At 71.9% G+C, this 24,457-nt stretch carries 31 protein-coding genes; 15 read left to right on the top strand and 16 right to left on the bottom strand.

Translation table 11 applies throughout. From position 1 onward, the window contains the following. Positions 1 to 147 precede the first annotated feature (147 nt). The gene (locus ACFYPH_RS30740; RefSeq protein WP_354860896.1) at positions 148 to 564 is read right to left on the bottom strand and encodes a CBS domain-containing protein; all 417 of its coding nucleotides are present in this window, start codon (positions 562 to 564) and stop codon (positions 148 to 150) included. Between the two features lie 217 nt (positions 565 to 781). Here ACFYPH_RS30740 and ACFYPH_RS30735 point away from each other — a divergent pair, with 217 nt between their 5' ends. Continuing rightward, positions 782 to 1,363 carry a nucleotidyltransferase family protein gene (locus ACFYPH_RS30735; protein ID WP_355137874.1) on the top strand — a complete coding sequence of 194 codons (582 nt, stop codon included), beginning with the start codon at positions 782 to 784 and terminating at the stop codon, positions 1,361 to 1,363. Between the two features lie 78 nt (positions 1,364 to 1,441). Here the strand turns inward: ACFYPH_RS30735 and ACFYPH_RS30730 are convergent, their stop codons facing one another. The 4 genes from ACFYPH_RS30730 to ACFYPH_RS30715 all read right to left on the bottom strand — a co-directional run bounded on the left by ACFYPH_RS30730 (position 1,442) and on the right by ACFYPH_RS30715 (position 5,881). After that, positions 1,442 to 1,882 (bottom strand): PPOX class F420-dependent oxidoreductase, encoded by a 441-nt coding sequence (locus ACFYPH_RS30730; RefSeq protein WP_355066110.1) that lies wholly within the window; start codon positions 1,880 to 1,882, stop codon positions 1,442 to 1,444. Between the two features lie 136 nt (positions 1,883 to 2,018). Further along, positions 2,019 to 3,044: an aspartate-semialdehyde dehydrogenase gene (locus tag ACFYPH_RS30725; protein WP_355137876.1), complete on the bottom strand. Its 1,026-nt coding sequence runs from the start codon at positions 3,042 to 3,044 to the stop codon at positions 2,019 to 2,021. A 210-nt stretch (positions 3,045 to 3,254) separates the two neighbouring features. Further along, positions 3,255 to 4,592 (bottom strand): pitrilysin family protein, encoded by a 1,338-nt coding sequence (locus tag ACFYPH_RS30720; protein WP_354860902.1) that lies wholly within the window; start codon positions 4,590 to 4,592, stop codon positions 3,255 to 3,257. Beyond that, positions 4,589 to 5,881, bottom strand: coding sequence for a pitrilysin family protein (locus ACFYPH_RS30715; RefSeq protein WP_363940868.1), 1,293 nt, complete (start codon positions 5,879 to 5,881; stop codon positions 4,589 to 4,591). The genes ACFYPH_RS30720 and ACFYPH_RS30715 overlap by 4 nt, the downstream gene beginning before the upstream one ends. Before the next feature lie 101 nt (positions 5,882 to 5,982). Here ACFYPH_RS30715 and ACFYPH_RS30710 point away from each other — a divergent pair, with 101 nt between their 5' ends. After that, positions 5,983 to 6,738 (top strand): phosphodiesterase, encoded by a 756-nt coding sequence (locus tag ACFYPH_RS30710; protein WP_355137880.1) that lies wholly within the window; start codon positions 5,983 to 5,985, stop codon positions 6,736 to 6,738. On the opposite strand, the gene ACFYPH_RS30705 is transcribed toward ACFYPH_RS30710, so the two are convergent. Next, complete coding sequence (locus tag ACFYPH_RS30705) at positions 6,708 to 6,923, bottom strand: hypothetical protein (protein ID WP_354860907.1); 216 nt, start codon at positions 6,921 to 6,923, stop codon at positions 6,708 to 6,710. The two genes, ACFYPH_RS30710 and ACFYPH_RS30705, sit on opposite strands and share 31 nt — an antisense overlap. Before the next feature lie 274 nt (positions 6,924 to 7,197). Here ACFYPH_RS30705 and ACFYPH_RS30700 point away from each other — a divergent pair, with 274 nt between their 5' ends. The 3 genes from ACFYPH_RS30700 (at position 7,198) to ACFYPH_RS30690 (ending at position 9,148) form a co-directional block, all read left to right on the top strand. Further along, positions 7,198 to 8,292 (top strand): 3-deoxy-7-phosphoheptulonate synthase, encoded by a 1,095-nt coding sequence (locus ACFYPH_RS30700; RefSeq protein ID WP_354860908.1) that lies wholly within the window; start codon positions 7,198 to 7,200, stop codon positions 8,290 to 8,292. 404 nt (positions 8,293 to 8,696) lie between these two features. Continuing rightward, complete coding sequence (locus ACFYPH_RS30695; RefSeq protein ID WP_387186576.1) at positions 8,697 to 8,930, top strand: hypothetical protein; 234 nt, start codon at positions 8,697 to 8,699, stop codon at positions 8,928 to 8,930. 23 nt (positions 8,931 to 8,953) lie between these two features. Beyond that, positions 8,954 to 9,148, top strand: coding sequence for a hypothetical protein (locus tag ACFYPH_RS30690; RefSeq protein ID WP_354860911.1), 195 nt, complete (start codon positions 8,954 to 8,956; stop codon positions 9,146 to 9,148). Between the two features lie 57 nt (positions 9,149 to 9,205). On the opposite strand, the gene ACFYPH_RS30685 is transcribed toward ACFYPH_RS30690, so the two are convergent. From ACFYPH_RS30685 to ACFYPH_RS30675, 3 genes are read right to left on the bottom strand one after another with little or no spacing between them, the layout of a single operon-like run. Further along, positions 9,206 to 9,745: a DUF1360 domain-containing protein gene (locus ACFYPH_RS30685; protein ID WP_354860912.1), complete on the bottom strand. Its 540-nt coding sequence runs from the start codon at positions 9,743 to 9,745 to the stop codon at positions 9,206 to 9,208. 50 nt (positions 9,746 to 9,795) lie between these two features. Next, positions 9,796 to 10,122, bottom strand: coding sequence for a hypothetical protein (locus tag ACFYPH_RS30680; RefSeq protein WP_354860914.1), 327 nt, complete (start codon positions 10,120 to 10,122; stop codon positions 9,796 to 9,798). Continuing rightward, the gene (locus ACFYPH_RS30675) at positions 10,122 to 10,460 is read right to left on the bottom strand and encodes a DUF6158 family protein (RefSeq protein ID WP_354860915.1); all 339 of its coding nucleotides are present in this window, start codon (positions 10,458 to 10,460) and stop codon (positions 10,122 to 10,124) included. Before ACFYPH_RS30675 ends, ACFYPH_RS30680 begins: the two co-directional genes overlap by 1 nt. 130 nt (positions 10,461 to 10,590) lie before the next feature. Between ACFYPH_RS30675 and ACFYPH_RS30670 the strand changes: the two genes are divergently transcribed. Both ACFYPH_RS30670 and ACFYPH_RS30665 read left to right on the top strand, forming a co-directional pair. Further along, on the top strand, positions 10,591 to 11,025 hold the full coding sequence (locus tag ACFYPH_RS30670; protein ID WP_355066102.1) for a hypothetical protein: 435 nt from the start codon (positions 10,591 to 10,593) through the stop codon (positions 11,023 to 11,025). Positions 11,026 to 11,050: 25 nt separating this feature from the next. Next, entirely contained in the window at positions 11,051 to 11,377 is a 327-nt protein-coding gene (locus tag ACFYPH_RS30665; RefSeq protein ID WP_266245607.1) for a DUF3817 domain-containing protein, read from the top strand. Between the two features lie 21 nt (positions 11,378 to 11,398). Here the strand turns inward: ACFYPH_RS30665 and ACFYPH_RS30660 are convergent, their stop codons facing one another. Then, on the bottom strand, positions 11,399 to 11,881 hold the full coding sequence (locus tag ACFYPH_RS30660) for a DUF6232 family protein (RefSeq protein WP_354860918.1): 483 nt from the start codon (positions 11,879 to 11,881) through the stop codon (positions 11,399 to 11,401). 538 nt (positions 11,882 to 12,419) lie between these two features. On the opposite strand from ACFYPH_RS30660, the gene ACFYPH_RS30655 reads away from it, so the two are divergent. Next, complete coding sequence (locus ACFYPH_RS30655) at positions 12,420 to 13,397, top strand: NlpC/P60 family protein (protein WP_387186567.1); 978 nt, start codon at positions 12,420 to 12,422, stop codon at positions 13,395 to 13,397. Positions 13,398 to 13,468: 71 nt separating this feature from the next. Here ACFYPH_RS30655 and ACFYPH_RS30650 read toward each other — a convergent pair whose 3' ends face one another. The 4 genes from ACFYPH_RS30650 to ACFYPH_RS30635 all read right to left on the bottom strand — a co-directional run bounded on the left by ACFYPH_RS30650 (position 13,469) and on the right by ACFYPH_RS30635 (position 17,818). Beyond that, positions 13,469 to 14,458, bottom strand: coding sequence for a sigma-70 family RNA polymerase sigma factor (locus ACFYPH_RS30650; RefSeq protein WP_354860919.1), 990 nt, complete (start codon positions 14,456 to 14,458; stop codon positions 13,469 to 13,471). Between the two features lie 400 nt (positions 14,459 to 14,858). Continuing rightward, positions 14,859 to 15,815, bottom strand: coding sequence for an N-acetylmuramic acid 6-phosphate etherase (gene murQ, locus ACFYPH_RS30645; protein WP_387186565.1), 957 nt, complete (start codon positions 15,813 to 15,815; stop codon positions 14,859 to 14,861). Further along, positions 15,812 to 16,726 carry a MurR/RpiR family transcriptional regulator gene (locus ACFYPH_RS30640; RefSeq protein WP_354860921.1) on the bottom strand — a complete coding sequence of 305 codons (915 nt, stop codon included), beginning with the start codon at positions 16,724 to 16,726 and terminating at the stop codon, positions 15,812 to 15,814. Before ACFYPH_RS30640 ends, murQ begins: the two co-directional genes overlap by 4 nt. Positions 16,727 to 16,801: 75 nt before the next feature. After that, positions 16,802 to 17,818, bottom strand: a complete 1,017-nt coding sequence (locus tag ACFYPH_RS30635) for an NAD-dependent epimerase/dehydratase family protein (protein ID WP_387186563.1) — start codon at positions 17,816 to 17,818, stop codon at positions 16,802 to 16,804. Positions 17,819 to 17,922: 104 nt separating this feature from the next. On the opposite strand from ACFYPH_RS30635, the gene ACFYPH_RS30630 reads away from it, so the two are divergent. Beyond that, entirely contained in the window at positions 17,923 to 18,615 is a 693-nt protein-coding gene (locus ACFYPH_RS30630; RefSeq protein WP_387186561.1) for an SDR family NAD(P)-dependent oxidoreductase, read from the top strand. Here ACFYPH_RS30630 and ACFYPH_RS30625 read toward each other — a convergent pair. Continuing rightward, positions 18,600 to 19,406: a dTMP kinase gene (locus tag ACFYPH_RS30625; protein WP_387186574.1), complete on the bottom strand. Its 807-nt coding sequence runs from the start codon at positions 19,404 to 19,406 to the stop codon at positions 18,600 to 18,602. The two genes, ACFYPH_RS30630 and ACFYPH_RS30625, sit on opposite strands and share 16 nt — an antisense overlap. 92 nt (positions 19,407 to 19,498) lie before the next feature. Here ACFYPH_RS30625 and ACFYPH_RS30620 point away from each other — a divergent pair, with 92 nt between their 5' ends. From ACFYPH_RS30620 to ACFYPH_RS30600, 5 genes are all read left to right on the top strand, one after another. After that, positions 19,499 to 20,146, top strand: coding sequence for a nucleotidyltransferase family protein (locus ACFYPH_RS30620; protein WP_354860937.1), 648 nt, complete (start codon positions 19,499 to 19,501; stop codon positions 20,144 to 20,146). Continuing rightward, the gene (locus tag ACFYPH_RS30615; RefSeq protein WP_354860927.1) at positions 20,143 to 20,418 is read left to right on the top strand and encodes a hypothetical protein; all 276 of its coding nucleotides are present in this window, start codon (positions 20,143 to 20,145) and stop codon (positions 20,416 to 20,418) included. The genes ACFYPH_RS30620 and ACFYPH_RS30615 overlap by 4 nt, the downstream gene beginning before the upstream one ends. Positions 20,419 to 20,428: 10 nt before the next feature. After that, the gene (locus tag ACFYPH_RS30610; RefSeq protein WP_355137902.1) at positions 20,429 to 21,205 is read left to right on the top strand and encodes a metallophosphoesterase; all 777 of its coding nucleotides are present in this window, start codon (positions 20,429 to 20,431) and stop codon (positions 21,203 to 21,205) included. Next, on the top strand, positions 21,196 to 21,339 hold the full coding sequence (locus ACFYPH_RS30605) for a GPGG-motif small membrane protein (protein WP_165947907.1): 144 nt from the start codon (positions 21,196 to 21,198) through the stop codon (positions 21,337 to 21,339). Before ACFYPH_RS30610 ends, ACFYPH_RS30605 begins: the two co-directional genes overlap by 10 nt. A 151-nt stretch (positions 21,340 to 21,490) precedes the next feature. Continuing rightward, positions 21,491 to 21,985 carry a TspO/MBR family protein gene (locus ACFYPH_RS30600; RefSeq protein ID WP_387186558.1) on the top strand — a complete coding sequence of 165 codons (495 nt, stop codon included), beginning with the start codon at positions 21,491 to 21,493 and terminating at the stop codon, positions 21,983 to 21,985. Between the two features lie 52 nt (positions 21,986 to 22,037). On the opposite strand, the gene ACFYPH_RS30595 is transcribed toward ACFYPH_RS30600, so the two are convergent. Continuing rightward, positions 22,038 to 22,811: a peptidoglycan DD-metalloendopeptidase family protein gene (locus ACFYPH_RS30595; RefSeq protein WP_354860932.1), complete on the bottom strand. Its 774-nt coding sequence runs from the start codon at positions 22,809 to 22,811 to the stop codon at positions 22,038 to 22,040. Positions 22,812 to 23,061: 250 nt separating this feature from the next. Between ACFYPH_RS30595 and ACFYPH_RS30590 the strand changes: the two genes are divergently transcribed. Beyond that, positions 23,062 to 24,457: ABC transporter substrate-binding protein (locus ACFYPH_RS30590; protein WP_387186556.1), on the top strand; the 1,396-nt coding region annotated here is incomplete at its 3' end.

Here is a 24,457-nt window from a genome sequence, read left to right as displayed (position 1 = left end):
CCCCAACCCGACCTCATCAATCTCGGCTTCCTCTCACTGGGCTGCCTTCTCCCACACACCACCAACCCCCCCCCCCCCCGGGGGGTGGGGCACGGCGGCGCCGGCCCTCCCCCGGCAGGGGAGGGCCGGCGCGTTGGCGGCGGGTCGTCAGTTGTTCGGATCGTCGGCGCTGATGTCGGCCAGCACCGACTGCGGTTCGCGCTCGACCGCGAGGTCACCCATCGAGACGAGACCCACCAGGCGCCCGTCGTCCATCACCGGCAGCCGGCGTACGGCATAGGTGCGCATCAGGTCCGCGGCGGCCACCGCGTCGTCGTACTGGCTCACGGTGATCACATTGCGGGTGGTGATCTGGTTCAGCCGGGTCGAGCCCGGGTCCATGTTCTCCGCGACACCACGGACCGTGATGTCCCGGTCCGTGACGATACCGACGACACCGTTGCCATCGGTCACCACCACGTCACCAATCGCGCTGTCGCGCATCTCCTGCGCGGCGGCGATGAGCGTCTCGTTGCCGTCCATCGTCACCAACCGGGTCGTCATGAACTCTCCGACCGTTGTCATGGTGCTCCCCTCTCGGTGTCGGCACGGCCCGTCTACCCGCCGCACGGGAGGGGGTAACGCCGACGGCCGGGCCGCTGTCCGGGGGCAGGCAGCTGTCGCGACCGCGGCCCGCGGCCGTTCCGCGACACCGCCTGATCGACAAGGTCGTGACGCCGGGCGAGATAGTGGTACAGACCCCACCAACTGGCCGAGGGCAGCACCGCCTAGCGTGGGTGGGGTGCTGACGGGCGAGCAGGAGCTGAGAGACCTCGTCGCCGGCAACGCCTGGCTGACCCGGGCGCTGACCGTGGTCCGCGACTCCGGCCTGCCGGACGCCTGGATCGGCGCGGGCGCCCTCCGCGACCTCGTTTGGAGCGAGCGGTACGGCGACGGGTTCGACCCGGCGACGGTCCGCGACGTGGACGTGGTCTTCTTCGACCCGACGAGACTGTCCCGCGACGACGACCGCCGGGCCACCGCCCGACTCGCTGCGGCCTGGGCGGCGCCGCCGTGGGAGGCACGCAACCAGGCGGCGGTGCACACCTGGTACGCGTCGAAGTTCGGCGGCGATCCGATCGACCCGTACCGCAGCGTCGCCGAGGCGGTGGCCACCTGGCCGGAGTACGCGACCGCCGTGGCGGTGCGGCTGCGCCCGACCGGTGGGCTGGAGGTCTGCGCCCCGTACGGCCTGGCGGATCTGCTGGGCGGGGTGTGGCGGCACAACCCGGCCCGGGTGGGCGTCACGATGTCCCGGCAGCGACTGGCTCGCCACCGGCCCGCGCAACGCTGGCCCGGCGTGACCGTGATCGAGCCCGGCTGAGCCGGGAGTCGTCGCCCAGGGGTCAGTCGTCGGTCGCGGTCCGGGGCCCCGCAGGCACGGGCGTGGTTCGCGACCCTCTCAGGCGCGGGGCGGCATTCCGTAGATCCGCTCCACGTGCAGGCGCAGCACCAGCCGCCGGTCGGCGACCATGGTGTTGCGATAGTCGGCCCAGTCCGGGTGCTCGCCGCGAAGCGCCCGGTAGAGCCCCACCAGCTCCTCGACCGTGGCGTCGTCGACGTCGGCCGCCGGAGTGGTCAGCTCGGCCCGCCCCTCGACCACCGCGTACGCCCAGCCGTCCTCGCTGCCGACGTGGAAGCTGGCCCGCGGGTCCCGACGAAGGTTGGCGGTCTTAGCTCGGCCGTCGGTGACGGACACCCGGATCAGGCCGGCCGCGCGGTCGAACGAGTAGACCACTGTGGACAGCTGGGGTCGCCCGTCGCGTTTGAGGGTGGCCAGCACGCCCATCGAGCGGCCGGCGATCAGGTCGGTCAACGCCTGCTGGGTGGGGTCCTCCGGCACGGTTTCCTCCAGGTGGCGCGGTCGGCTACGTCCATCCAAACATGACCGGCGTGCTCCCGCCCCCGATGCACCGCTGCCCGCCACGGACTGCGGGCTCCCACCGAGACCGGCCGGGAGCCCGCAGTGATCGCAACGGTCAGCGTCGCTCGGCGGCCACCAGCTCGGCGAGCTGTACGGCGTTGAGGGCGGCGCCCTTGCGCAGGTTGTCGTTGGAGCAGAACAGCGCCAGCCCGTACTCGACGGTCTCGTCGGCGCGGATGCGGCCCACGTAGGTCGGGTCCTGCCCGGCGGCCTGCAGCGGCGTCGGCACGGCGGTCAGCGCGACCCCGGGCGCGTCGGCGAGCAGTTCGTGGGCCCGCTGCGGGGTGATCGGGCGGGCGAAGCGGGCGTTGATCTGGAGCGAGTGGCCGGTGAAGACCGGAACCCGGACACAGGTGCCGGAGACCTTGAGGTCGGGGATTTCCAGGATCTTGCGGGTCTCGTTGCGGAGCTTCTGCTCCTCGTCGGTCTCGAACGAGCCGTCGTCGACGATCGAGCCGGCCAGCGGCAGCACGTTGAAGGCGATCGGCTCGGCGAACGAGCGCGGCGCGGGGAACTCCACGGCCGACCCGTCGAAGGCGAGCCCGGCGGCGTGCTCGGCGACCTTGCGGACCTGCTCGTCCAGCTCGGCGACGCCAGCCAAGCCGGCGCCGGAGACCGCCTGGTACGTCGAGACGACCAGGCCGACCAGACCAGCCTCGGCGTGCAGCGGGCGCAGCACCGGCATCGCGGCCATCGTGGTGCAGTTGGGGTTGGCGATGATGCCCTTCGGGCGGTCGGCGGCGGCGTGCGGGTTGACCTCGGCGACCACCAGCGGCACCAGCGGGTCCATCCGGAACGCCGACGAGTTGTCGATCACCACGGCGCCGGCCTCGGCCACCCGGGGAGCCAACTCTCGGGCGGTGCCCTTACCGGCGGAGAAGAGCACGATGTCCAGCCCGGAGTAGTCCGCGGTCGCGGCGTCCTCGACGGTCACCTCGCCGTCGCGCCACGGCAGCGTCCGCCCGGCGGACCGCGCCGAGGCGAACAACCGCACCTGCTCCGCCGGGAACTCCCGCTCCGCCAGCACCTGCCGCATCACGCCACCGACCTGGCCGGTGGCCCCCACAATGCCGATCCTCATGCCCGGAGGCTACCCACCCCACCCCCGAAACCGGGACCCCTTTCCCACCCCCCGGGTCCCGCCTCACACCCACCCCCACCACCACCTCCCCCACCTCCCCCGTCGATCATGAAGTTATTGCCGCGACACGCCGTGCCGAGTGACAACAACTTCATGATCAACGGGCTGAGGGCTGAGGGCTGAGGGCGGGGGGCGGGAGGCGGGAGGGGGTTAGGGGAGGAGGTCTCCTAGGGCGGCGGACTCGAGGTCGTTGCGGATCACGGCGGCGTCGCCTTCGATGACCAGGGTCAGCGCTTCCGGGTGCAGGTGGGTGGCCGCTGCCGCGGAGACCTGGTCCACGTCGGCGTTGAGCAGTTCCTCGCGCAGCCGGGCGTGGTAGTCGTCCGGCAGGTCGTGCACCACCAGCGTGGTCAGCGCGGAGGCGATCGCCCGGGGGCTCTGCAACTCGACCGACAGCTGCCCGGCCCGCCAGGAACGGGCCACCGCCAGCTCGTCCTCGGTCACGCCTCCCGCCTGCGTACGGGTGATCTCGCCCACCGCCTCGACCAGGGCCGGCGCGGTGACGGCGGTCTGCACGCCCGAGCTGACCGCGAACCGCCCGAACCGGCGGGACGAGGCGAACTCGCCCCGGATGCCGTACGTGTAGCCGCGCACCTCGCGGATCAGGTGGTTGAGCCGGGAGGTGAACGCCCCACCGAGCACCGTGCCCGCGAGGGTCATCGGCACGTGGTCGGGGTGCGCCCGGTGCGGCGACGGGTGGCCCAGCCGCAGCGTGGACTGCACCGAGCCGGGCCGGTCCACCAGGATGATCCGGCGGCCGGTGTGCAGCGGGACCTCGATCGGGCCGCCCCGCTCGGCCGGACCGCCCCCGGTGCCGGCGAACGCCGCCCCGGCCAACGCGTCCAGGTCGATCCGGTCCAGGTCACCGGCGACGATCAGGGTGCCGGGCCGCAGGAACCACTCGGAGTGGAAGACGGTGATGTCCTCCACGTCCAGGCCGGCCACCGAGTCCGGATCGCCGTACATCGGTCGTCCCCAGCGGGTGTCGGCGCCGAACAGGTCGGCGCGCAGCGCGGCGTCGGCGCGCGGGCCGGGGTTGGCCCAGTCCATCCGCAGCGCGGTGGCCTCGTCGTCGCGCACGCGCCGGACGTCGGCCGGGTCCAGCCGGGGCGTCCGGACGGCCTCGGCGAGGAGTTGCACCGCGGCGGTCAGCCGATCCACCGGGACCTGCACGCTGATCTGGAACGAGTCCCAGTCCAGCCCGGTCACCAGCTCGGTGCCGAGCGCCTCGATGGCCAGCGCGTACGCCGTGGCGTCCCGCTGCGCGGTGCCCTCCTCCAGGGCCTTGGCGAGCACGCCGCCCAGCCCTTCCTTGCCGGTCAGCTCCCGGCCGGCGCCGGCGTCGAGCAGCAGCAACGCGACGGCGAGGTTCTGCCCGGGCAGGTGCGCGGCGACCACCTGGCCGCCGCCCGCCGCGCGGCGGACCACCGGCGGGAACCGGTACGGGCGAGCGGCACCCGGGCCGGGACGGTCGGCGATCAGCGTCATGCGGTCTCCTCGGGCAGGTAGGTCAGGGTCACCCGGTCGGCGGCGCCGAGCACCTCGGCGGCGGTCTCGGCGATCTGCTCGGCGGTCACCGCGAGCCAGGCGGGCAGCCGGTCGGCGGCCCGGGCCGGGTCACCGAACTGGGTGGTGTACCGCCCGAGCGTGTCCGCGCGGCCGTCCACCGTCGACATCTGCCGCCACCACGCGGTGCTCAGCAACGCCTTCGCCCGGTCCAGCTCGGCGGCGGTGACCGGCACGGTGGCCAGCTCGTCGACGACCTCGGCCAGCCCTTCGGCCAACCGCTCGGCGCTCACGCCGGGACGGGCGGTGGCGGTGGCGATCAGCGGCGCCGGGGCGTGCGCGAGGTCCACCCCGTACGCGCCGACCAGATCGGGTTGTGCGATCCGCTCGCCGTCGGCGAGCCGCTGGTAGAGCCGGCTGCCCCGGCCGCTGCCGAGCACGGTGGCGAGCACGGTGAGCACGTCGTAGCCGGGGCTGCCGAACGGGTGGCCACGGTGGGCGATGTAGACGCGGGGCGCCGGCACGTCCGCGATCACCGTCTCCACGGCGGGCTTCCCGGTCGCCGGGACGCGGCGACCGTCCGGCGCGGGCGGGATGTCGTCGCGGGCGGGCAACGCCCCGAAGTACTTCTCGGCCAGCGCGAACACCTCGGCGGCCTGGGCGTCGCCGACGACTGTGAGCACCGCGTTGTTCGGCGCGTAGTACATCTCGTGGAACGCCTGGAAGGTGGCGAGATCGGCGGCGTTCAGGTCGGCCATCGAGCCGATCGTCGAGTGGTGGTACGGGTGCCCCGGCGGGTAGAGCAGCGGCAGCAGCCGCAGCCAGGCATCCCCGTACGGGACGTTCTCGTAGCGCTGCCGGCGCTCGTTCTTCACCACGTCGCGCTGGTTGTCCAGCGTCTCCTGGGTGAGCGCCGGGACCAGCCCACCCATCCGGTCGGCCTCCAGCCAGAGCGCCAGCTCCAGGTGCTCGGCCGGGACCGTCTCGAAGTAGTTCGTCCGGTCCGGGTTGGTGGTGGCGTTGAGCGAGCCACCGGAGCCCTGGATCAGCTTCATGTGCTCGGTCTTCGCCACGTTCACCGAGCCCTCGAACATCAGGTGTTCGAAGAGGTGGGCGAAACCGGTCTGCCCGGCCGGCTCGTGCCGGGATCCGACGTCGTACCAGAGATTGACGGCCACCGCGGGTGCGGTGCGATCCTCGCTCACCACCACGCGCAGGCCGTTGTCCAGTCGGGACGTCTCGATGGGCCAGGGGTAACCACTGTCGGGCATGGCACGACGCTATCCGATCTCGCGGGCGGAAAGGTGACGTGCCGCCGGTCGGCGAGCCGGCCGACCGGCATCGACTCGGCCGGTCGGGGTACCGCAGAGCAATGACCCCACCGACCCCCGTACCGCCCGCGCGCCGCACCGTCGGACCGGCCGCCAGGACCGTCGAACGCGCCACCGCCGGACTCGGCCGGCTGCGCCGCGGCCGGCTGCTGCACCCGGCCGGCCGGTCGTTCACCGGCGAGGTGACGATCTGGGGTACGCCCGGACCGCCCACCGGGGTCGCCCTGCTGGACGACCCCGGCCGGTACGCGGCCACGGTCCGGCTCTCCAGGGGTACGCCCACGCCGGGCGGTTGGCCGGACGTGCTGGGCCTGGCGGTGCGTGTGCACTCCCCCACCGGCCGCCCGTTCGACCTGCTGGTCAGCTCCAGCGGCGCCGCTCCGGTGCTGCGGAACCTGCCGCTGCCCCGCCGCGGCTTCACCGGGACGTACAGCACGATCACGTGTTACCGCCTGGGCCGGCGTCGTCTCTGGTTGGCCGCGTTGGCCGACCCGGACTCGGTCGACCTCGGCCGCACTCTGGCCGCCGTCGCTGCCGCGGCCCGGACGGACGCGCCGCGCGTGGTGCTCGCGGTCGCGTCCGCCGTCGGGCCGTGGCGGCCGGTCGGCCAGGTCAGCATCGGCGCCCCGCTCGACGCCGGGGAGGACGGCGCACTCGCGTTCGACCCGGTGCGCAACCTGCCACCCGAACTGCGGGCGGCCGGCCCACTCGCCTGGCTGCGCGAGCAGACCTACCGGGGGTCACGCCGGGCGCGCGGCGCGCGGGCTCAGTCCGGCGGTTCGACGGCCACCGTCTGATCCGAGGTACGACGTTCCAGCACCGTGTCCGGGGCCACGTTCTGGTCCTCCTCGCGGATGTCCGACTCGGCGAGGATCGCCTCCGCCTGCGCCTGCGGGTCGTCGCTGCCCACCGCCTCCTCCTCGGGAAGGAGGTGGTGCGCGCGGGACTCCGCCCGCTCCTGCTCGCTCTGCTCGTCAGTCATGGGACCCCTGTTACCCCCCGCCCGGACTCGGCACGCGATGTTCACCCCGCATCTTGGGACGATGCCACGGGCACCCCCGCCCGGTCGGGTAGGCTGGCTCCCGTGACGCGTTCCTATCGATGGTTTAGGCAGCCGGCTCCCACGCCGGTGACTTCACCATGAACTGACGTCACCACGGACCGAGCCGGCTGGGCAGGAGCTGTCGTTCCTGCCCTTTTGCGTACGAGCAGCCGGCTCGTCCCGGGCACCGGCCCCGGGCACGGTCGGCGAAAGGATGCCCACCGTGACGACCCCGGAGACCGATCGGGTCAGCGATCAGCGGATCGACCGTGTCGTGCCGCTGACCACACCCGCCCTGCTGCACCACGAGTTGCCCCTGGACGCCTCGCTCGCCGCCGCCGTGTTGAACGGCCGACGCGCGGTGGGCCGCGTGCTGGACCGCGAGGACGACCGCCTGCTGGTGGTGGTCGGCCCGTGCTCGGTGCACGACCCGGCCGCCGCCCTCGACTACGCCGAGCGTCTGCGCGCCGCCGCCGACCGGCTCGCCGACGACCTGCTGATCGTCATGCGGGTCTACTTCGAGAAGCCGCGGTCCACCGTGGGGTGGAAGGGCCTGATCAACGACCCTGGGCTGGACGGCAGCGGCGACGTCAACACCGGCCTGCGCCGGGCCCGGGCGCTGCTGCTCGACGTCCTGCGTCTCGGCCTTCCGGTGGGCTGCGAATTCCTCGACCCGATCACCCCGCAGTACATCGCGGACACGGTGGTGTGGGGTGCGATCGGCGCCCGCACGGTGGAGAGCCAGGTGCACCGGCAGCTCGCCTCCGGCCTGTCGATGCCGATCGGCATGAAGAACCGCCCCGACGGCAGCATCGGCACCGCCGTGGACGCGATCCGCGCCGCCGGGGTGCCGCACGTCTTCCCGGGCATCGACTTCTCCGGCACCCCGGCGATCATGCACACCCGCGGCAACACCGACGGGCACCTGGTGCTGCGCGGTGGTGGCGGTCGGCCCAACTACGACGCGGAGTCGGTGGCGGGCGCGCTCGACCTGCTCCGGGCGGCCGGGTTGCCGGAGCGCCTGGTCATCGACGCCAGCCACGCCAACAGCGGCAAGGACCACCGCAACCAGCCGCTGGTCGCCGCGGACGTGGCGGCGCAGATGGCCGCCGGCCAGCGCGGGATCACCGGTGTGATGCTGGAGTCGTTCCTGCTGCCCGGCCGGCAGGATCTCGACCCGACCCGCGAGCTGGTGTACGGCCGCTCGGTCACCGACGCCTGCCTCGGCTGGGACGACACCGCCGAGGTGCTCGACCACCTGGCCACCGCCGTACGGGCCCGTCGGGCCACGCTGCCAACCCGGGCGTGAGGGTGTGACGGCCGGCACTGCGGTGCGCGGAACACGGGACGGTGGGGCCTGGTTAACTGAGGTGTCGGTGTGCTCAGTGTCCCCGGGCCTCACCTAAATAGCCCTCGCGGAATACCGTTCGGCTGGAGCCGCGTCGCGCCACTCGCCGAGAGGCGACCTACACACCGACACCAGCGCCGCCCCCGGCCCACAAGGCTCGGGGGCGGCGCTGTCTGTACAAGAGCACCGTCGCGCCACCGACGCAGAGCATGCTCCCAACGCGCCTTTGCTCTGCTTCCACGGACGCAACAGCCAGCGCCCAAAACCGTTGCGTAGGTTGAAGCAGAGCAAAGGAAGCCTCGTGGGTCACCCTCTCGGCAGGTGGGCCCACCGGCGCGACGTTTGACCGATTCCGCCCCGGGTAGCTGATCGGCGTGACCGACGACGCACCCGTTGCCGACGAGCCGGACACCCACGCCCTCGATGACCTGCTCGATGACATCTTCCGAGGTCAGGAGCGGGTCACCCAGGGGGATATCTACCGCCGGGCGGTGGCCGCCGAGCTACCGCCGGATCTGCTCGCCCGGATCGACGCGCTCCCCGAGGGCGAGTACGCGGTGGACGAGGCCAGTGACCTGCTGGGCGGCACCGTCGCCTGAGCGACCCCAGAAGGGACACCGACATGACGCACCACGAGGACCACGACGAGAAGGTGCCGGCGTTGGGCCAACCACCGAAGGGCAGGGACACCACGCCCGAGCCGGACTTCGCCAACGAACACGACCGCACCGCGGTGGACCGGGACATCATCACCGGGGACGACGAGGACGAACGGGAGCCGGAATCGCCGCACGGCTGGTCCGGCATGCAGCGCTGACGCGTACGAGAGTGGGGGCCGGCTGATGCCGGCCCCCACGTCGCGTTCGTTGTCGGGTCAGTCGTCGTCGTGCCCACCCTCGGCGGCCTGCTGCGCCGTGGCGTACGCCATCTGGAGGAAGTCGGACGCGGCCACCGCCGTCAGCGCGGTGGCCACCAGACGCGTGAGGCGGGGGGCGAGCACCAGGCCCCCGGTCAGCCCCGTGGCCACCCAGACCGCCAGGCAGAACGGGCAGCTCAGCAGCTCGCCGATGGCGTGCCGGGTGGAACTGCCCGAGTCGCGGACCTGCTCCATCACCTCACCGCTGCCGATCGGCCGGTCATAGCGGGTGAACGGCGCCCGCAGCGGGCTGGTGATCGCGTCCTTGGACAGCAGCCGGCTGAGCTTGTGCGTGGCGATGGAGAGCAACACGACGTCGGCGGGGGCGGGGCGTTCGGGCACCGGGCGGCCGGTCACCTTGACCAGGCCGGCCAGCGCCCCGGTCACCCCGGCGTAGGTGCCCATCGCCACCAGGTAGCCGCCGAGCGGCCGGTGCTCGTGCGGCGCGTACGCCCGGCGCAGCCGCGCCGCCTTCTGTCGCAGGCCAGTGTCGCTCACCGTTCTCCTCACATGTCGTCATGGTGCGAAAGCGGCCGTCGGTGACGGTGTCAGCCGGCCTGGAGGTTGTCGGCGACCTCGCGGGCGAGGTTGGTCAGCGCCTCGTCGGCCAACTGGTCCGGGTCGGCGCCCGAGCCGTCGGTCAGGTCGAGCTGGATCCGGGCGCCGCCGGAGTCAGCCGGGTCCACCCGGATCTCGGCGGCCCAGTCGGCGTCGCTCCAGCGGGCCCGCAGCTCCTCGCCCCTGATCTCGGCGGGAGGGCTCCCGTCGTTGCGCAGCGGCGCCGGCAACCAGGCCGAGGCCCGAGCCGGGTCGGTGGCCGTGTTGAAGACCACCTCGGGTGGCGCGGACATGCCGCGCACGGCTCGCGCCGGCATCAGACGTCCCGCAGGCGGCTCGGGTCGACCTCCCGGCCCGGGTGACGGGCGAGGTACTCGGTCTCCAGGTCCGCCGTGCGTCGCAGGTGGTTGGCGAGCGCGGAGTCTGCCGCGTGCCGGAGGGTGTCCAGCCGGGTGCGGTGCAGGCTGTGCATTTCGCGGATCAGATCGTCGTCGGTCAGCTCCGTCGGGTCGACGCCCAGCGCGTCGCCGTCGAGGTCGGCGCCACCGGAGTCGGCGAGGTGGTCGCCGCCCCACTCGGGCACCCGCTGCTCAGGGCTCATCTCCGTGCTGCCGCTGGACCCAAAGCCGTCCTCGCGTACCGATCCGGTCATCATCGCCCCCCTGGTCTCGTTTGGGCTGGCGTCTAGACGGATGCCCACACCGGGGAACGCCAAACCATCCCGCCCGCGTGGCAGCTACGACACCGTGTCGGAGAGCGCCGCCGTTCCCGGTACCCTCGACGCCATGAGGTGGCTCTGGACCCCGGCGTGGATCGCGCGTCACGTGGCCATGGTCGTGCTGGTCGTGGGCTTCCTCGGGCTGGGCTGGTGGCAGATCAGCCGGGCCACGGCCGGCAACAACCTCAGCTGGGGGTACGCCGTCGAGTGGCCGATCTTCGCCGGCTTCGTGGTGTACGTCTGGTGGCGCGAGGTGCGGCTGGCACGCCACAACGCGGAAACAGCCGCCCAGCCACCGGCGGACCCCGCCGACCCACCGGCCGTCGAGCCGCCGCCGGCCGCGACCATCGGCTCCCGACCGGCGGTACGCCGACCGGTGCGGGTGACCCGGGTGCCGGTCAACGCAACGCCCGGCGACGACGCCGACCTGGCCGCCTACAACGACTACCTGTCATGGTTGAACGCCAATCCGGGCGCCCGGCCCGGTGACTATCCCGGCTGAGCCGGGCTCGGAAGGACGGACGAAGGTGGGCGCAGCCCTTACCCGGTACCGCGTGATCGCCTGGATCGTGGGCGTGGTGCTGATCCTGCTGGTCGTTGTCGGCATGCCACTGAAGTACGCGTTCGACAACCCGGTCGTGGTGGAGACGGTCGGCCCGGCGCACGGCTTCCTCTACATGATCTACCTGGTGGCCGCGTTCGACCTGAGCCGCCGGGCCGACTGGCCGCTGAAGCGGATGCTCCTGGTGATGCTCGCCGGCACCGTGCCGTTCGTCTCGTTCTACGCCGAGCGACGCGTCACCGCCTGGCTGGACCGGCCCGCCACCCGTACGCCGGAGCCGGTCGCCGGCTGACCGGCCCGGCGGTGGGTCTGGTCAGCGGCTGGGCCGCCACGGGTCCGCCGAGGCGAGGGGGTCGACCCAGCCGCCGTACCGGTTGACCTCCCGGGCGCGCAGCAGCGCCCGGGTGACCTGACCGAACTGCCGCTCGTTGTCGGCGCTGAACAGCAGCACCTCCGCGCCCCGGTGCCAGCCCCACAGCTCGTACGGCGGTGGGCGCCAGCGGTCGCCGACCAGGGCGAGTGCCGCCGGCAGCAGGAGCACCGCCCCGAGGATGAGGTACGCCTCGGCGGTCAACCGTTGCAGGCCGCCGCTGAAGCCGAGGAGCAGGCCGACCACGCCGATCATGGATGCGGTGATCACCACCGCCCGGACGGCGATCCGGTCGTGCGGGCCTCGGGTGGTGCGCAGGTGGGTCAGGTCGACGATGCGATAGCTGGTGCGGCCGACGGTGAACCGGTCGACGGTGACGATGATGCCGGGTCGCGCGTACAGCAGCGTGGACCTGGCTCCGGGCACCGTTCGTTGCGGTCGCGTCTTTGCGTCTTCACGATTCACGGTTCCTCCCGTGGGGCGGTCTGCCGGGTTCGGTCCGTGGCCGGGCATCGCTGCCCGGGGACGGGATTCCCGGCTGCGGCTCCATTGTGTTGGGGCACCGCCACTCCACCTGGGCATTTACGATTCCGACCTGCTCACCCGACCGGCGGACATCGCCGCGAAACAGCATCCATTTCAGGTTTTGTCGGATATTGGCGGAGGCCATCCGACGGCATACGCCCGGAACGACGAATGTCAGATATCGGTCAGCGGATGCGAAAAAGGGCTCTCGGGCGGTCCCCCATCCCGCGTCAGCAGTCCCGCTGGTGTCACCGACAGCAGCGGCACTTCGCGCCACTTCGCCAACTTTCGCCCCTGCTTCAACTGCGCGGCACAACCGTCCCGGGTTAGGTTGGGCGAGCCGGTCCGGCCCAGTGCCGTCCACCCGGATGGCCCCGGCCGGTGTCGCCGAGGGCGTCAGCAGCCCCGTCGGCGGCCGTGGGAGAGGAGCCCTTCGCTCTTGTCATCCCTGAGAACCCTGCTGCGCACCGCGGTCCTGGCCGGCATGTCGGCCGCACTGATCGCCCCGACGGCGGTGGCCCACGCCGAGCCGTCCCCCGCCGACCTGACCCACCGGATCGAGACGTCCTCGGCAGAGTTGGAACGGATCGTGGAGTCCTACAACAAGCTCACCGAGGACATCAAGGTCAACAAGACCGCGGTGGCCCGATTACAGGCCCGCATCGGCCCCCTGGAACAGCAGGCCGAGCAGAGCCGGGCCGACGTCGCGGCACTCGCCAACACCGCGTACAAGAGCGGTGGCCTGCAGACGATGGACGCGCTGCTGCGTCCCGGCGGCTCCGTCGCTCTGCTCGACCGGCTCGGCACCCTCGATCAGCTGACCCGCCAGCGCCAGGAGCGCATCTCCGGCTTCACCGCGAACCAGCGGCGGCTGCTCGACGAGAAGACACGCCTGGACGCCACGCTGACCCGGCAGGCCGCGCAGGCCCGCGAGCTGGCGGCGGGCAAGAAGCGCATCGAGAGTGACCTGGCCGACCTGTACGAGCTGCGCCGGCAGGCGTACGGGGCCGCCACCGAGCGACCCGCGCCCAAGGCGGCGGAGGCCGAGGCCACAAACGTGCCCGCCGTGGCCGGGGACGCCGGCGCTGCGGTGCGCTACGCCTTCGGGGCGGTCGGCAAGCCGTACGTCTGGGCCGGTGAAGGGCCGAACGGCTACGACTGTTCCGGACTGACCCTCGCGGCCTGGCGGGCGGCCGGCAGGTCGCTGCCGCACAACGCACGGATGCAGTGGGGAGCGGTCGCCCACATCGGTCGGGGTGACCTGCGCCCGGGAGACCTGATCTTCTACAGCGGGCTCGGGCACGTCGCCCTCTACGTGGGCGACGGTCAGGTCATCGACGCGCCGAGCGCCGGTCGCAACGTGCTCAAGCGCGGCATGAACATGATGTCCATCCACGGCTACGGCCGGGTCCGCTAGCCCGACCCGATACGGCGAACGGCCGGCGTCCCCCTATCGGACGCCGGCCGTTCGCCGTCATTACTACCAGGTCAGGCTGCCTGCAGCCCCTCCGCCCGGGCCAGCTCGCGGAGCCGGCCGAGGGCCTGGATCTCCAGCTGCCGGATCCGCTCGCGGGACAGCGAGAAGCGGGACGCGACCTCGGTCAGCGAGTGCTCGCGGCCGTCCTCCAGCCCGTAGCGGGCCCGCATGATGCCGGCCGACCGGTCGTCGAGGTGGTTGAGCAGCCCCTCGATGCGCTGCCGCTCCAGGCCGCTGAGGACGATGTCCTCCGGCGACGGCGCGTCGCTGTCGGCGACCAGGTCGCCGAGGTTCGTGTCGCCGTCGTCGCCCACCGGGGTGTCCAGCGAGACGGTGTCCTGCGACCAGCGGCGCAACTCGTTGACCCGCTCGACGGTGACACCGAGCGATGCGGCGATCTGCTCCGGCTCGGGGTCGCTGCCCAGTTCACGGGTGAGCTGCCGGATGACGTTGCGCATCCGGTTGACGTCCTCCACCAGGTGCACCGGCAGACGGACGGTGCGCTCCTGCTGAGCGATCGCCCGGCTGATGGCCTGGCGGATCCACCAGGTGGCGTAGGTGGAGAACTTGTAGCCACGCTCGTAGTCGAACTTCTCGACCGCCCGGACGAGGCCGGTGTTGCCCTCCTGGATCAGATCCAGCATGGGCATGCCCGAGCGCACGTAACGACGCGCGATCGACACGACCAGTCGCAGGTTGGCGCGGATGAAGAGGTCCTTCGCGCGCTCACCCTCGACGACCAGCCGCTCCAGGTCGGCCCGGTCGACACCGTCGGGAACTGCGTCTTCGCCGAGCAGGTGCTCCGCGTAGAGGCCAGCCTCGATCGCCTTGGAGAGATCGACCTCCTTGGCGGCGTCCAGCAGTGGCGTCCGGGAGATCTCGTGCAGGTAGACGCCGACCAGGTCGCGCTCCTCGGCAACCTCGTCGGTGCGCATGCCGATTTTCTTGTCCACGTTGCCCACGGTCCCCTCGCTCGCGCCGGTTGCCCGGTTCCTTGCCATTCCCCACGTCCGGTCAGCCCCTGGTAACTTCTGCTGTGCCCGCCGTCGCTGACACCTACACAACAGATGAGACGTGTCGGGGATTCCATGTCGTGAGTCGAAAGTGTCACGAATGCCTGAGTAGTTGCTGAGAGCACGGTCCATGTTTGCTGTCAGCACCCGTCGGGTGGCTCGCCGCTGGGCACCTCGGACGGGTTGGCGGGTCGACGAATCGCTGATCGCCCGCACCATGGCAACACCGCCGCCCGCGCCGGCACAGCGACCCGGGTCACCTCCGTGCTGCGATCCTGGTCACTGCCAGATACGCAGCAATGGGGCGGTCGGTTCATCCACGGGGGTGTTATTACCCCCCGCCCCGGTGAACAATCCGGAGCCCCGTTCGCTTCCCGGGCGGCGCGGGTTAGGGGGCGAGCAGGGCTAGAGCCCCGCGGACCTGGTCGGCGGAGCGCTCCAGGGCGGCTCGGGCGGCGGCCACCTCGGCTCCGGAGACCAGCGAGACCAGCGCCGTCTTCAGGTCGCCGTCGGCCGCGCTGAGGGCGCGTCGGGAGACCTCCTCCGAGCAGCCGGTCGCCTCCACCAGGATCGAGATCATTCGTCCCCGGAGCTTCGCGTTGGTGGCCACCATATCGATCATGAGGTTCGAGTAGACCCGGCCCAGGCGCACCATGACGGCGGTCGAGAACGTGTTCAGCACCAGTTTCTGCGCGGTGCCCGCCTTCATCCGGGTCGACCCGGTGACCACCTCGGGTCCGGTGTCCACCCCGATGAACACGTCGACCGACCGGGCGGCCTCCGCCTCCGGATTGGCGCACAGCAGCACCGTCGAGGCGCCTGCGGCGCGGGACGCGGCGAGCGCCCCGAGGACGTACGGGGTGCGTCCGCTGGCCGCCAGACCGACCACCAGGTCACCGGCGCGCACACATCCGGCGGCCTCGTCCGCCCCGTTCCGGTCGTCGTCCTCGGCGTCCTCCACGGCCCGCCACATGGCGTCCGGGCCGCCAGCCAGGTGGGCACAGAACCAGTGCCGGGGCGAGTTGAAGGTGGGAGCCAGTTCGGCCGCGTCGAGGACGCCCAGCCGGCCGGACGTGCCGGCCCCGAAGTAGTGCACCCGGTGCCCGCCGCGCAACGCCGCCACCGCCAGGTCGACGGTGGTGGCGATCTCGTCGAGCACCGCGGCGACCGCCGCCGGCACCCGCCGGTCGGCTTCGTTGATCACGGTGAGCACGTCCCGGGTCGACATCAGGTCGAGGTCCGCGCTGAGGGGGTTGCGTCGTTCGGTGGGTGCGCCCACCCGGACGCTCGGGCGGGCGGGCGGTGCTGACATGTCCTCGTCCGGCTCCACCGAACCGGGCGTCATGCCCGTCTCCGACTGGCACCCACCCGGTGCGACTGGACCGCCTCGGCGGTCGCCTCCAGGGCCTTGCGGGCCCGGGACCGGTTGCGGGCGGCCACCCCGACGAAGAGGCAGTCGACGACGGTGAGCTGGGCGAGCCGGCTGGCCGTCGCTCCAGAGCGGTAGGTGGTCTCGCGGGCCGCGGTCGTCAGCACGAAGTCGGCGACCTCGGTGATCGGCGAGCGCGGGAAGTTGGTCAGCGCCACGGTGGCCGCGCCCCGCGTCCGGGCCTGCTCCAGCACCTCGATGACGTCGGAGGTGGTGCCGGTGTGCGAGATGCCGATCGCGACGTCACCGCGGCCGAGCAGGGCGGCCGAGGTCAACGCGGTGTGCACGTCCGGGAAGTAGAAGGCGATCCGGCCGATGCGGTGCAGCTTCTGCTGGAAGTCGGAGGCGACGAACCCGCTGGCGCCGGCGCCGTAGATGTCGATCCGGCCCGCGCTCGCGATCGCCTCGACCACCTGCTCGCAGACGGCCGGGTCGAGCTGCTCGGCGGTCTCCTCGACGGCTCGGGCGTCGTTGAACGCGATGGTGGCGATGATCTGGGCGAGGTCGGCGCCGGGCGGGATGTCACCGCCGACGACCCGGGCGTCCGGCGGCTCGATGCGGCGGGCGGCCTCGGCGGCCAGCCGGATGCGCAGCTGTGGATAGCCGTCCATGCCGACCGATCGGCAGAACCGGATGACTGTCGCCTCCGACGTCTCCGCCGCGGTGGCGAGGTCGGTGATGGTCCGCCGGGCGGCGGCGGCCGGGTCGGACACGACCAGGCGGGCGACCCGCTGCTCGGCGGGCGACAGCGACGGCAACAGCCCGCTGATGTGGACGATCAGCCCACCAGGCTCGTGACTCGCAGAAATCTTCGGACTCTTCGCCACGGATGAAACTTACTTTCACGAGGCGTGAGCGTCAACCATGACCGTATGTGGTGGGAAAAGTGTCGACGACCCGGATCACGCGTTCCGCACAGCCTGCCACTCTCCCAGGATCGCCGCCTCATCCGCCGGGTCGAGTCCACCCTGCCGTACGGCGTCGGGCCGCGCTGTCATCCAGGACACGGTCGCCCGAACGGTGTCGGACAACGGACGGATCGTCAGACCCGCGTCCAGCGCCGGCCGGGCATCCCGGTCCATCAGGCCAGCCCCCTCCGGCAGTCGCACCCAGAGCGGCAACGCCCGCTCCCCCGACCATTCGCGGACGTCACGGGCCACCAGGAAGTCCTGATCGACCCAGGTGAGGTGCGGGTCGGCGACACCCAGACCGGCCGCCACGCCGGTCAGCAGATCGGCGCGGGACATCGCCGGGCCGGTGCCGTCGTACGTGCCAGCGAGGCGGGCGTCGGCGGCGTGCAGCAGCCAGCCGGCCAGGTCGGCGACGTCCACGAACTGCACCCGGTCGGTTGGCCGTCCGGGCGCGAGAACCTCCCCGCCGTTCGCCAGTCGTCGCACCCAGTACGGGAAGCGGTCGCTCGGGTCCTCGGCGCCGACGATCAGCCCCGCCCGGCAGATGAACGACCGCTGCGCACCCATCAGTTCGCGGACCAGCCGCTCGATGCTGACCTTGCACTCGCCGTACCAGCGGTGGTCCGGGCCGACCGGAGCGTCCACGTCCGGCGGGGCAGGCGACAGCAGCGGGGCGTGCGCCGCGGTCTGACCCGGGGCGGTGTTGCCGGCGTACACCGAGATCGTGGACACGAACGACCAGTGACCGACGTGGTCGGCCAGCGCGGCGAGCGCGTGCCGGGCGTGGCTGACCTGGCGGGTCACGTCCACCACCGCGTCGAAGCCGTCGCCGGCGAGCGACACCAGCGCCGCGGGGTCGTCGCGGTCGACCGGCACGAACCGCGCACCGGTCGGCACGACACCGGACACGCCCCGGGCCGCGCAGGTCACGTCGTGGCCCTGCGCGACGGCGAGCCAGGCCACCGCCCGGCCGAAGAACCGCGTGCCACCGAGAATCAGGATCCGCATCCGCCGATCCTGCGCCGCCGGTGGCCGATCATGCCAACCACTCTGCTGTCGGCAGAGCGCCGGTCGCCCGATGGGTGGGCGCGGTGGACGCTAGCGTGTGGCGCATGGCGGAGCGCAGCGTGGTGGTGACCGGAGGCACGGGTGGGCTCGGCGGGGCGGTCGTCGCCTCGTTCGTCGACGCGGGCTGGCGGGTGGTCGTACCGCAGCGGGCAGCCCGGCCCGGGTCGGAGCCGGCGGCGGACGGGCTGGTCCGGGTCGTCGCGGACCTGACCGACCCGGCGGGCGCGGCCCGCGTCGTCGAGGCCGCCGTCGGCGACCCCGCGGCGCCGCTGCGGGCGGTGGTCAACCTCGTCGGCGGGTACGCGAGCGGCGGCCTGGTGCACGAGACACCGGTCGAGGAGTTCGAGCGGATGCTCACCGTCAACCTGCGACCCACGTACCTGGTCACCCAGGCCGCGCTGCCGCGCCTGGTCGCGGCCGGCGGCGGCGCGGTGGTGTGCGTGTCGGCCCGGGCGGCCCTCACCCCGTTCGCCGGCGCGGCCGGCTACGTCACGGCCAAGGCGGCGGTGCTGGCCTTCGCCAACGCGGTCGCGGTCGAATACCGCTCCCGCAACGTGCGCTGCAACACCGTGCTGCCCAGCGTCATCGACACCCCGGCGAACCGGGCCGCGCAGCCCGACGCCGACCACTCCCGCTGGGTCACGCCGGCCGAGATCGCGCCGGTGATCCGCTTCCTGGCCTCGACGGACTCCGCGCCGACCACCGGGGCCAGCGTTCCGGTCTACGGACGCGCCTGAACGAGCAGGGACGTTATGTCGCCGCGCCCGGCCCGCTCCTGCGCCGACGCGGCGGGCGGGGGTGTCGGGGCGGGCGGGGGCGCCGGCTGCGGCACCTCGGGGGGCGCTGACCCCTCCGCCGATGGCCGGGTGGGGTCGGGGCGGACGTCCGACCGCAGCCAGGTCGACAGGTGCGCCTGGATCTGCTCGGTCACCTCCTCGGCCGAGCGGCCCGCGTCGACGAGGACGAAGCTCGGGTACTCGGGCAGGGTCCGGTAGGCGGTGTCCGCCGCGGTCAGCCAGCCCATCGACTCGTGGTCGGTGCCGCGCTCCTCGATGCGCTGGTATGCCACGGCCGGGTCCACGGCGAGCAGGAAGGTCACCTGGGGCGTCGGGAACAGGCGGTAGCCGGCCCGGGCCAGACGCTCCCAGCGGTGCCCGCCGTGCGCGCGGATGCTGGCGTACTGGCAGGCCGAGTAGCGGTCCATCACCGCCGTCCGGCCGGTGAGCAGGCAGCTGAGCAGGGCCGCGGCGATGGCGAGCCAGCGAAGCACGGACTCCACCGCCAGGACGCCGTCCCGCCCGACGAGCCGTTGCGCGTCCGGCAGGCCGAGCCGGTGCGCGAGCCGGCCGAGCCAGCGACGCCCGCTGGCGTTGCGGCGGTACGTCGCGGGGCGGCCGGCGGCGGTCAGCGCGTCGGCCAGCCGGTGTGCCTGCGTGGTCTTGCCCGAGCCGTCGATGCCGATCAGTGCGACGGTGCGCAATCGGGCTCGGCCGCGTCGCGTCCCCGATGATCTGGCCACCCTCGACAGGTTATCCGACCCGTGCTTGCGCCCCGTGACGTTTGTTGCCATTTGTCACCGTTGGCACCCGACCGCGACGACACCAGGTGTGGGCGACCGGAATGCCGGGTACGGGAGTTCGAATCCAACCGCCTGTCCACCAACACGACCGACGGGAGATCCAGATGGCTGAGCGCGGGGACGAGAGTCTGGTGCACACCCTCAAGAAGGTCGCCGCCGTGCTCAAGCAGTCCGAGATCCCGTTCGCCCTGGGCGGCAGCTTCGCCGTCTACGCCCACGGCGGCCACTCAAGCGATCACGACGTCGACTTCCTGATCCGCGAGGCCGACGTCGAGCGGTCCCTGGAGGCGCTCGTGGCCGCGGGCTTCCGCGCCGAGCGGCCGCCGGAGGACTGGCTGGTCAAGGTCTTCGACGACGGGCGGATGGTGGATCTGATCCACCGGCCGATCGAGACGCCGGTGACCGAGGAGACGTTCGCCGACACGGTCGTGCGGCCGGTGGACGCCATCCACATGCCGGTCCTCTCCGCCACCCAGCTCATGGTGCACAAGCTGCTGAGCTTCTCCCAGCACTACTGCGACTTCGCCCGCGGCCTGCCACTGGCTCGGTCGCTGCGGGAGCAGATCGACTGGGAACGGGTACGCAAGGAGACGCAGCACTCGCCGTACGCCGAGGCGTTCCTGGTGCTGCTGGATCGGCTGGAGGTGGTGCCGGACACCGGCACCCAACCAGGAGAGGAGACACCGTGACGCACGATCGCGACAGTGGCGCGGGGCCGCCGGACGAGTACGTCGAGGCGGAGATCCACCGGCTGCTCTCCGAGGATCCCGCAGTCGCCGAACAGGGGATCACCGTGGTCCGGCGGGAACGCGCCCTCGTGCTCTACGGCGAGGTGGAGAGCCCGCACCGGCGGGAGGAGATCCTGCGCCGGGTGTCGGAGCGCTTCCCCGACGTGCCGATCACCAGCGACATCGGTGTGATCCGCGCCCAGGCGCCCACGGAGATCGAGCAACTGCCCTGAGGGAGGTTTCATGGTGATCCGGATCGCCGCCGTGGGCGACGTGCATCTGGACGAGGACGTGGTCGGCCGGTTCCGCCCGGCGCTTGAGGAGCTGCCGGAGTGCGCCGACGTGCTGCTGCTGGCCGGCGACCTGACCCGGCACGGCACCGAGGCCGAGGCGCGCTGCGTGGCGCAGGAGTTCGGCGGGTTGGCCGTGCCGGTGGTGACCGTGCTGGGCAACCATGACCACCAGTGTGACCAGGTGCCGCAGGTCGTGAAGGTGCTCGAGGACGCGGGCATCACCGTGCTGGAGGGCGACGGCGTGGTGCTGGACTGCGCGGGCGGCCGGCTCGGCATCGCCGGCGTCAAGGGCTTCGGCGGGGGTTTCGCCGGCCGGTGCGCGAGCGACTTCGGCGAGCCGGAGATGAAGGCGTTCGTCCGGACCACCAACGAGAGCGCGGACCGCCTCGGTAAGGCCCTGCGCTCGCTGGACTGCGACATGCTGGTCGCGCTGACCCACTACTCGCCCGTTCCGGACACGTTGGCCGGCGAGCCGCTGGAGATCTACCCGTTCCTGGGGTCGTACCAGCTCGGGCAGGCGATCGACTCGGCGCCCACGGCGCTGGCCCTGCACGGGCACGCGCACGCCGGCACCGAGCGCGGCACCACCCCGGGAGGGGTACGCGTCCGCAACGTGGCGCACCCGGTGATCAAGCAGGCGTACAGCGTCTTCCATGTCGGGGATCAACTCGACACCGACCAGGTTTCCCCGATCGGAGGGTCGGGTAGTCAGAGGTCATGGAGCTGATTCTCTGGATTCTCGCAGTCGTACTCGTGGTCGCCGGCATCCTCGCGCTGTTCCGCCGGCAGATCCTGTGGGGCGTCGTCCTCATCGTCGTCGGGCTGTTGGTCGGCCCGGGTGGTGTCAGCATCTTCAATTGACCGTTCGCACCTTCTGACAACTCATCACAACACCGGGACCCGTCGGGGTCGCCGCGACCGGAGCTTCGTCCTCCCGACAGAAGCCCCGGCCGCAGCGGCCCCGGCGCTTTTTTGTGGGTTTCACCCGACGTTCAGCGGCAATATCTCGACCATGGAGACATCTCGCGAGGCACGGCCCGCCTCCGGCCGACGGTCGCGCTGGGCGCTCGCCGGCTTCGCGGCGGCGGTCTTCGTCGCGGCCGCGATCGGCGGGCTGGGCGTGCAGGGCACCGCCGACGAGTACGCGAGCCTGCGCCAGCCGGGCTGGGCGCCGCCCTCCTGGCTCTTCGGCCCGGTCTGGACCGTGCTCTACGCGCTGATCGCCCTGGCCGGCTGGCTGGTGTGGCGTCGGGTCGGCTTATCCCCCGCGCTCTGGGCGTGGACCGCCCAACTCGTCCTGAACGCCATCTGGACGCCACTGTTCTTCGGCGCGGGGCGGTACGGGCTGGCGTTCGCCGAGATCGTGGTGATGTGGCTGGCGATCGGCCTCACCGTGGCGCTCTTCGCCCGGGTGTCCCGGGTCGCGACCGCGCTGCTGCTGCCGTACTGGGCGTGGGTCACGTTCGCCGCCGCGCTCAACCTGTCGATCTGGCGACTGAACACCTGACCGGCGCCGGTCCTCCGGCGGGAAGCGGCCCCGCCGGAGGACCCAGGCCCCGTCAGCAGCGGGGCACGTTCGGGATGTAGCCGTCGTAACCGGTGTAGACGTACGCGTCGGCGATGAAGCGGCCGCTGCCGATGCGGTCCCAGATCGAGCTGGTGCCGTACGTGCCGGTGACCGTGGTGCCGCTGGTCTGGCAGGCGATGGTCACCCGGGTGCCGTCGGCGACGGTGCCCACCGAGGCGTACCCCGTGCCCGGGCCGGAGCGGACGGTCAGCGGCGTGCCACTGGTGTCGACCGTGGCGTTGCCGGTGCCCGAGCTGCACCCGTTGTCGCTGGTGTAGGTCTTGCTACCCCAGTACAGGCCGAGCGTGCCGTTGAACCTGACCTGGATGTCGTTGCCGTTGAGGCGCTGTTCGTAGTGCAGGTGGGGGCCGGTGGACCCGCCGGTGCTGCCCACCCAGCCGAGCACCTTGCCGTAGCCGACGGTCTGCCCCACCGAGACGTTGAAGCCGTTGAGGTGGGCGTAGTAGGTCGTGTAGCCGCCACCGTGATCGATCCGCACGTACTTGCCGTAACTGGTGCCGCCGAGGTCGGTGACCCGGTCGACAGTGCCGGGGGCGCTGGCCACCACCGGGTCGCCGAGGTCGTCGGTGCGGTTGAAGTCGACCGCGTACGCCGGGCTGTGGTCCGACCGGGTCTGCCCTGACCAGGACTGGCCGCACGGGAACGGCACCTTGAAGGTCGGCGCGGCCAGCGCCGGGCTCGCCGGTGCGAGGACTCCCCCGACGAGCAGGCCCGTCACCAGCAGGCTGATCCACCGCTTACGCATCCAGCTCCTCCTATGTTCAAAACCTTCGATGAAGTGGCCTCAGCCTGACAGATATCGCCACTCTTCGAAAGAGTCGGGATCCGCGGCTGGGAGCGCGCCCAGCCGACGGACACGAGGTTTCGGGATTGTTACTCGCTCGTGTCTGACAGGGGGTGGACCAGACCGGATGCAAGCGCTTACATGTGTGCACGCCCAATCGGACCGGCGAGGGTCACCAGCGGAGACCACGCCGGCTAGGAAGGAGGACGGCATGGCGGTCTTTACCAGACCACGCCAGGCCTTCGTGATCGCCGGTGTGCTCGGGCTGGCGCTCAGCGCCACCGCTTGCGGTACCGGTGACGACAAGAAGAGTGACAAGGCGGGCTCCGCGGAGTGCGCCCCATACGAGAAGTACCAAGGCCACGACGGCAAGAAGGTCTCCATCTACGCGTCCATCCGTGACGCCGAGGCCGACCTGCTCGAGCGGTCGTGGTCGCAGTTCACCGACTGCACCGGCATCGAGATCGCGTACGAGGGCAGCGGCGAGTTCGAGGCCCAGCTCCCCGTGCGGGTCGACGGCGGCAACGCGCCCGACATCGCCTTCGTGCCCCAGCCGGGCCTCGTGAAGCGGTTCGCGGACGCCGGCAAGCTGAAGTCCCTCGGCGCCGACACCAAGGCCCTGGCCGAGCAGAACATGCCGGCCGACTGGCTGAAGTACGGCACCGTCAACGGAACGCTCTACGGCGTGCCGCTCGGCGCGAACGTCAAGTCCTTCGTGTGGTACTCGCCGAAGACGTTCAAGGAGAAGGGCTGGGAGGTCCCGACCACCTGGGAGCAGCTCATCGCCCTGAGCGACAAGATCGCCGCCAGTGGCATGAAGCCGTGGTGCGCGGGCGTCGAGTCCGGTGACGCCACCGGCTGGCCGGCCACCGACTGGATCGAGGACGTCCTCCTGCGTACGGCGGGCGCCGAGGTCTACGACCAGTGGACCACCCACGCGATCCCGTTCAACGACCCGCGGGTCGTCGACGCGGTGGACCGCGCCGGCACGATCCTCAAGAACGAGAAGTACATGAACGGCGGCTTCGGCGGCGTCAAGAGCATCACCACCACCGCCTTCCAGGAGGCGGGCCTGCCGGTGACCACCGGCAAGTGCGCGATGCACCGACAGGCGTCCTTCTACGCCAACCAGTTCCCCGAGGGCACCAAGGTGGCCGAGGACGGCGACGCGTTCGCCTTCTACTTCCCGGCCATCGACGCGGCCAAGGGCAAGCCGGTGCTGGGCGCGGGCGAGTTCGTCGTCGCCTACGCCGACCGTCCCGAGGTGCAGGCGGTGCAGACCTACCTGGCCTCCGCCGAGTACGTCAACAGCCGCGCGAAGCTCGGCAACTGGGTCACGGCGAACAACAAGCTGGACATCGCCAACGTCGCCAGCCCGATCGACAAGCTCTCCGTCCAGATCCTGCAGGACAAGACCGGCGTCTTCCGCTTCGACGGATCCGACCTGATGCCGGCCGCCGTCGGCGCGGGAACGTTCTGGAAGGGCATGGTCGACTGGCTGAACGGCAAGGCGACCGCCCCGGTGGTGGGGTCGGTGACCAGGAAGACCAGTGGCGCGGTGGCCGGGTCGCCCTTGGTGGCGACCGACAGAGCGTACTCGGCGGAGC

It is taken from the genome of Micromonospora sp. NPDC005252 (assembly GCF_042872475.1).
In the GTDB taxonomy this organism is placed as follows: domain Bacteria; phylum Actinomycetota; class Actinomycetes; order Mycobacteriales; family Micromonosporaceae; genus Micromonospora.
This window is presented reverse-complemented; position numbering and strand designations above follow the sequence as displayed.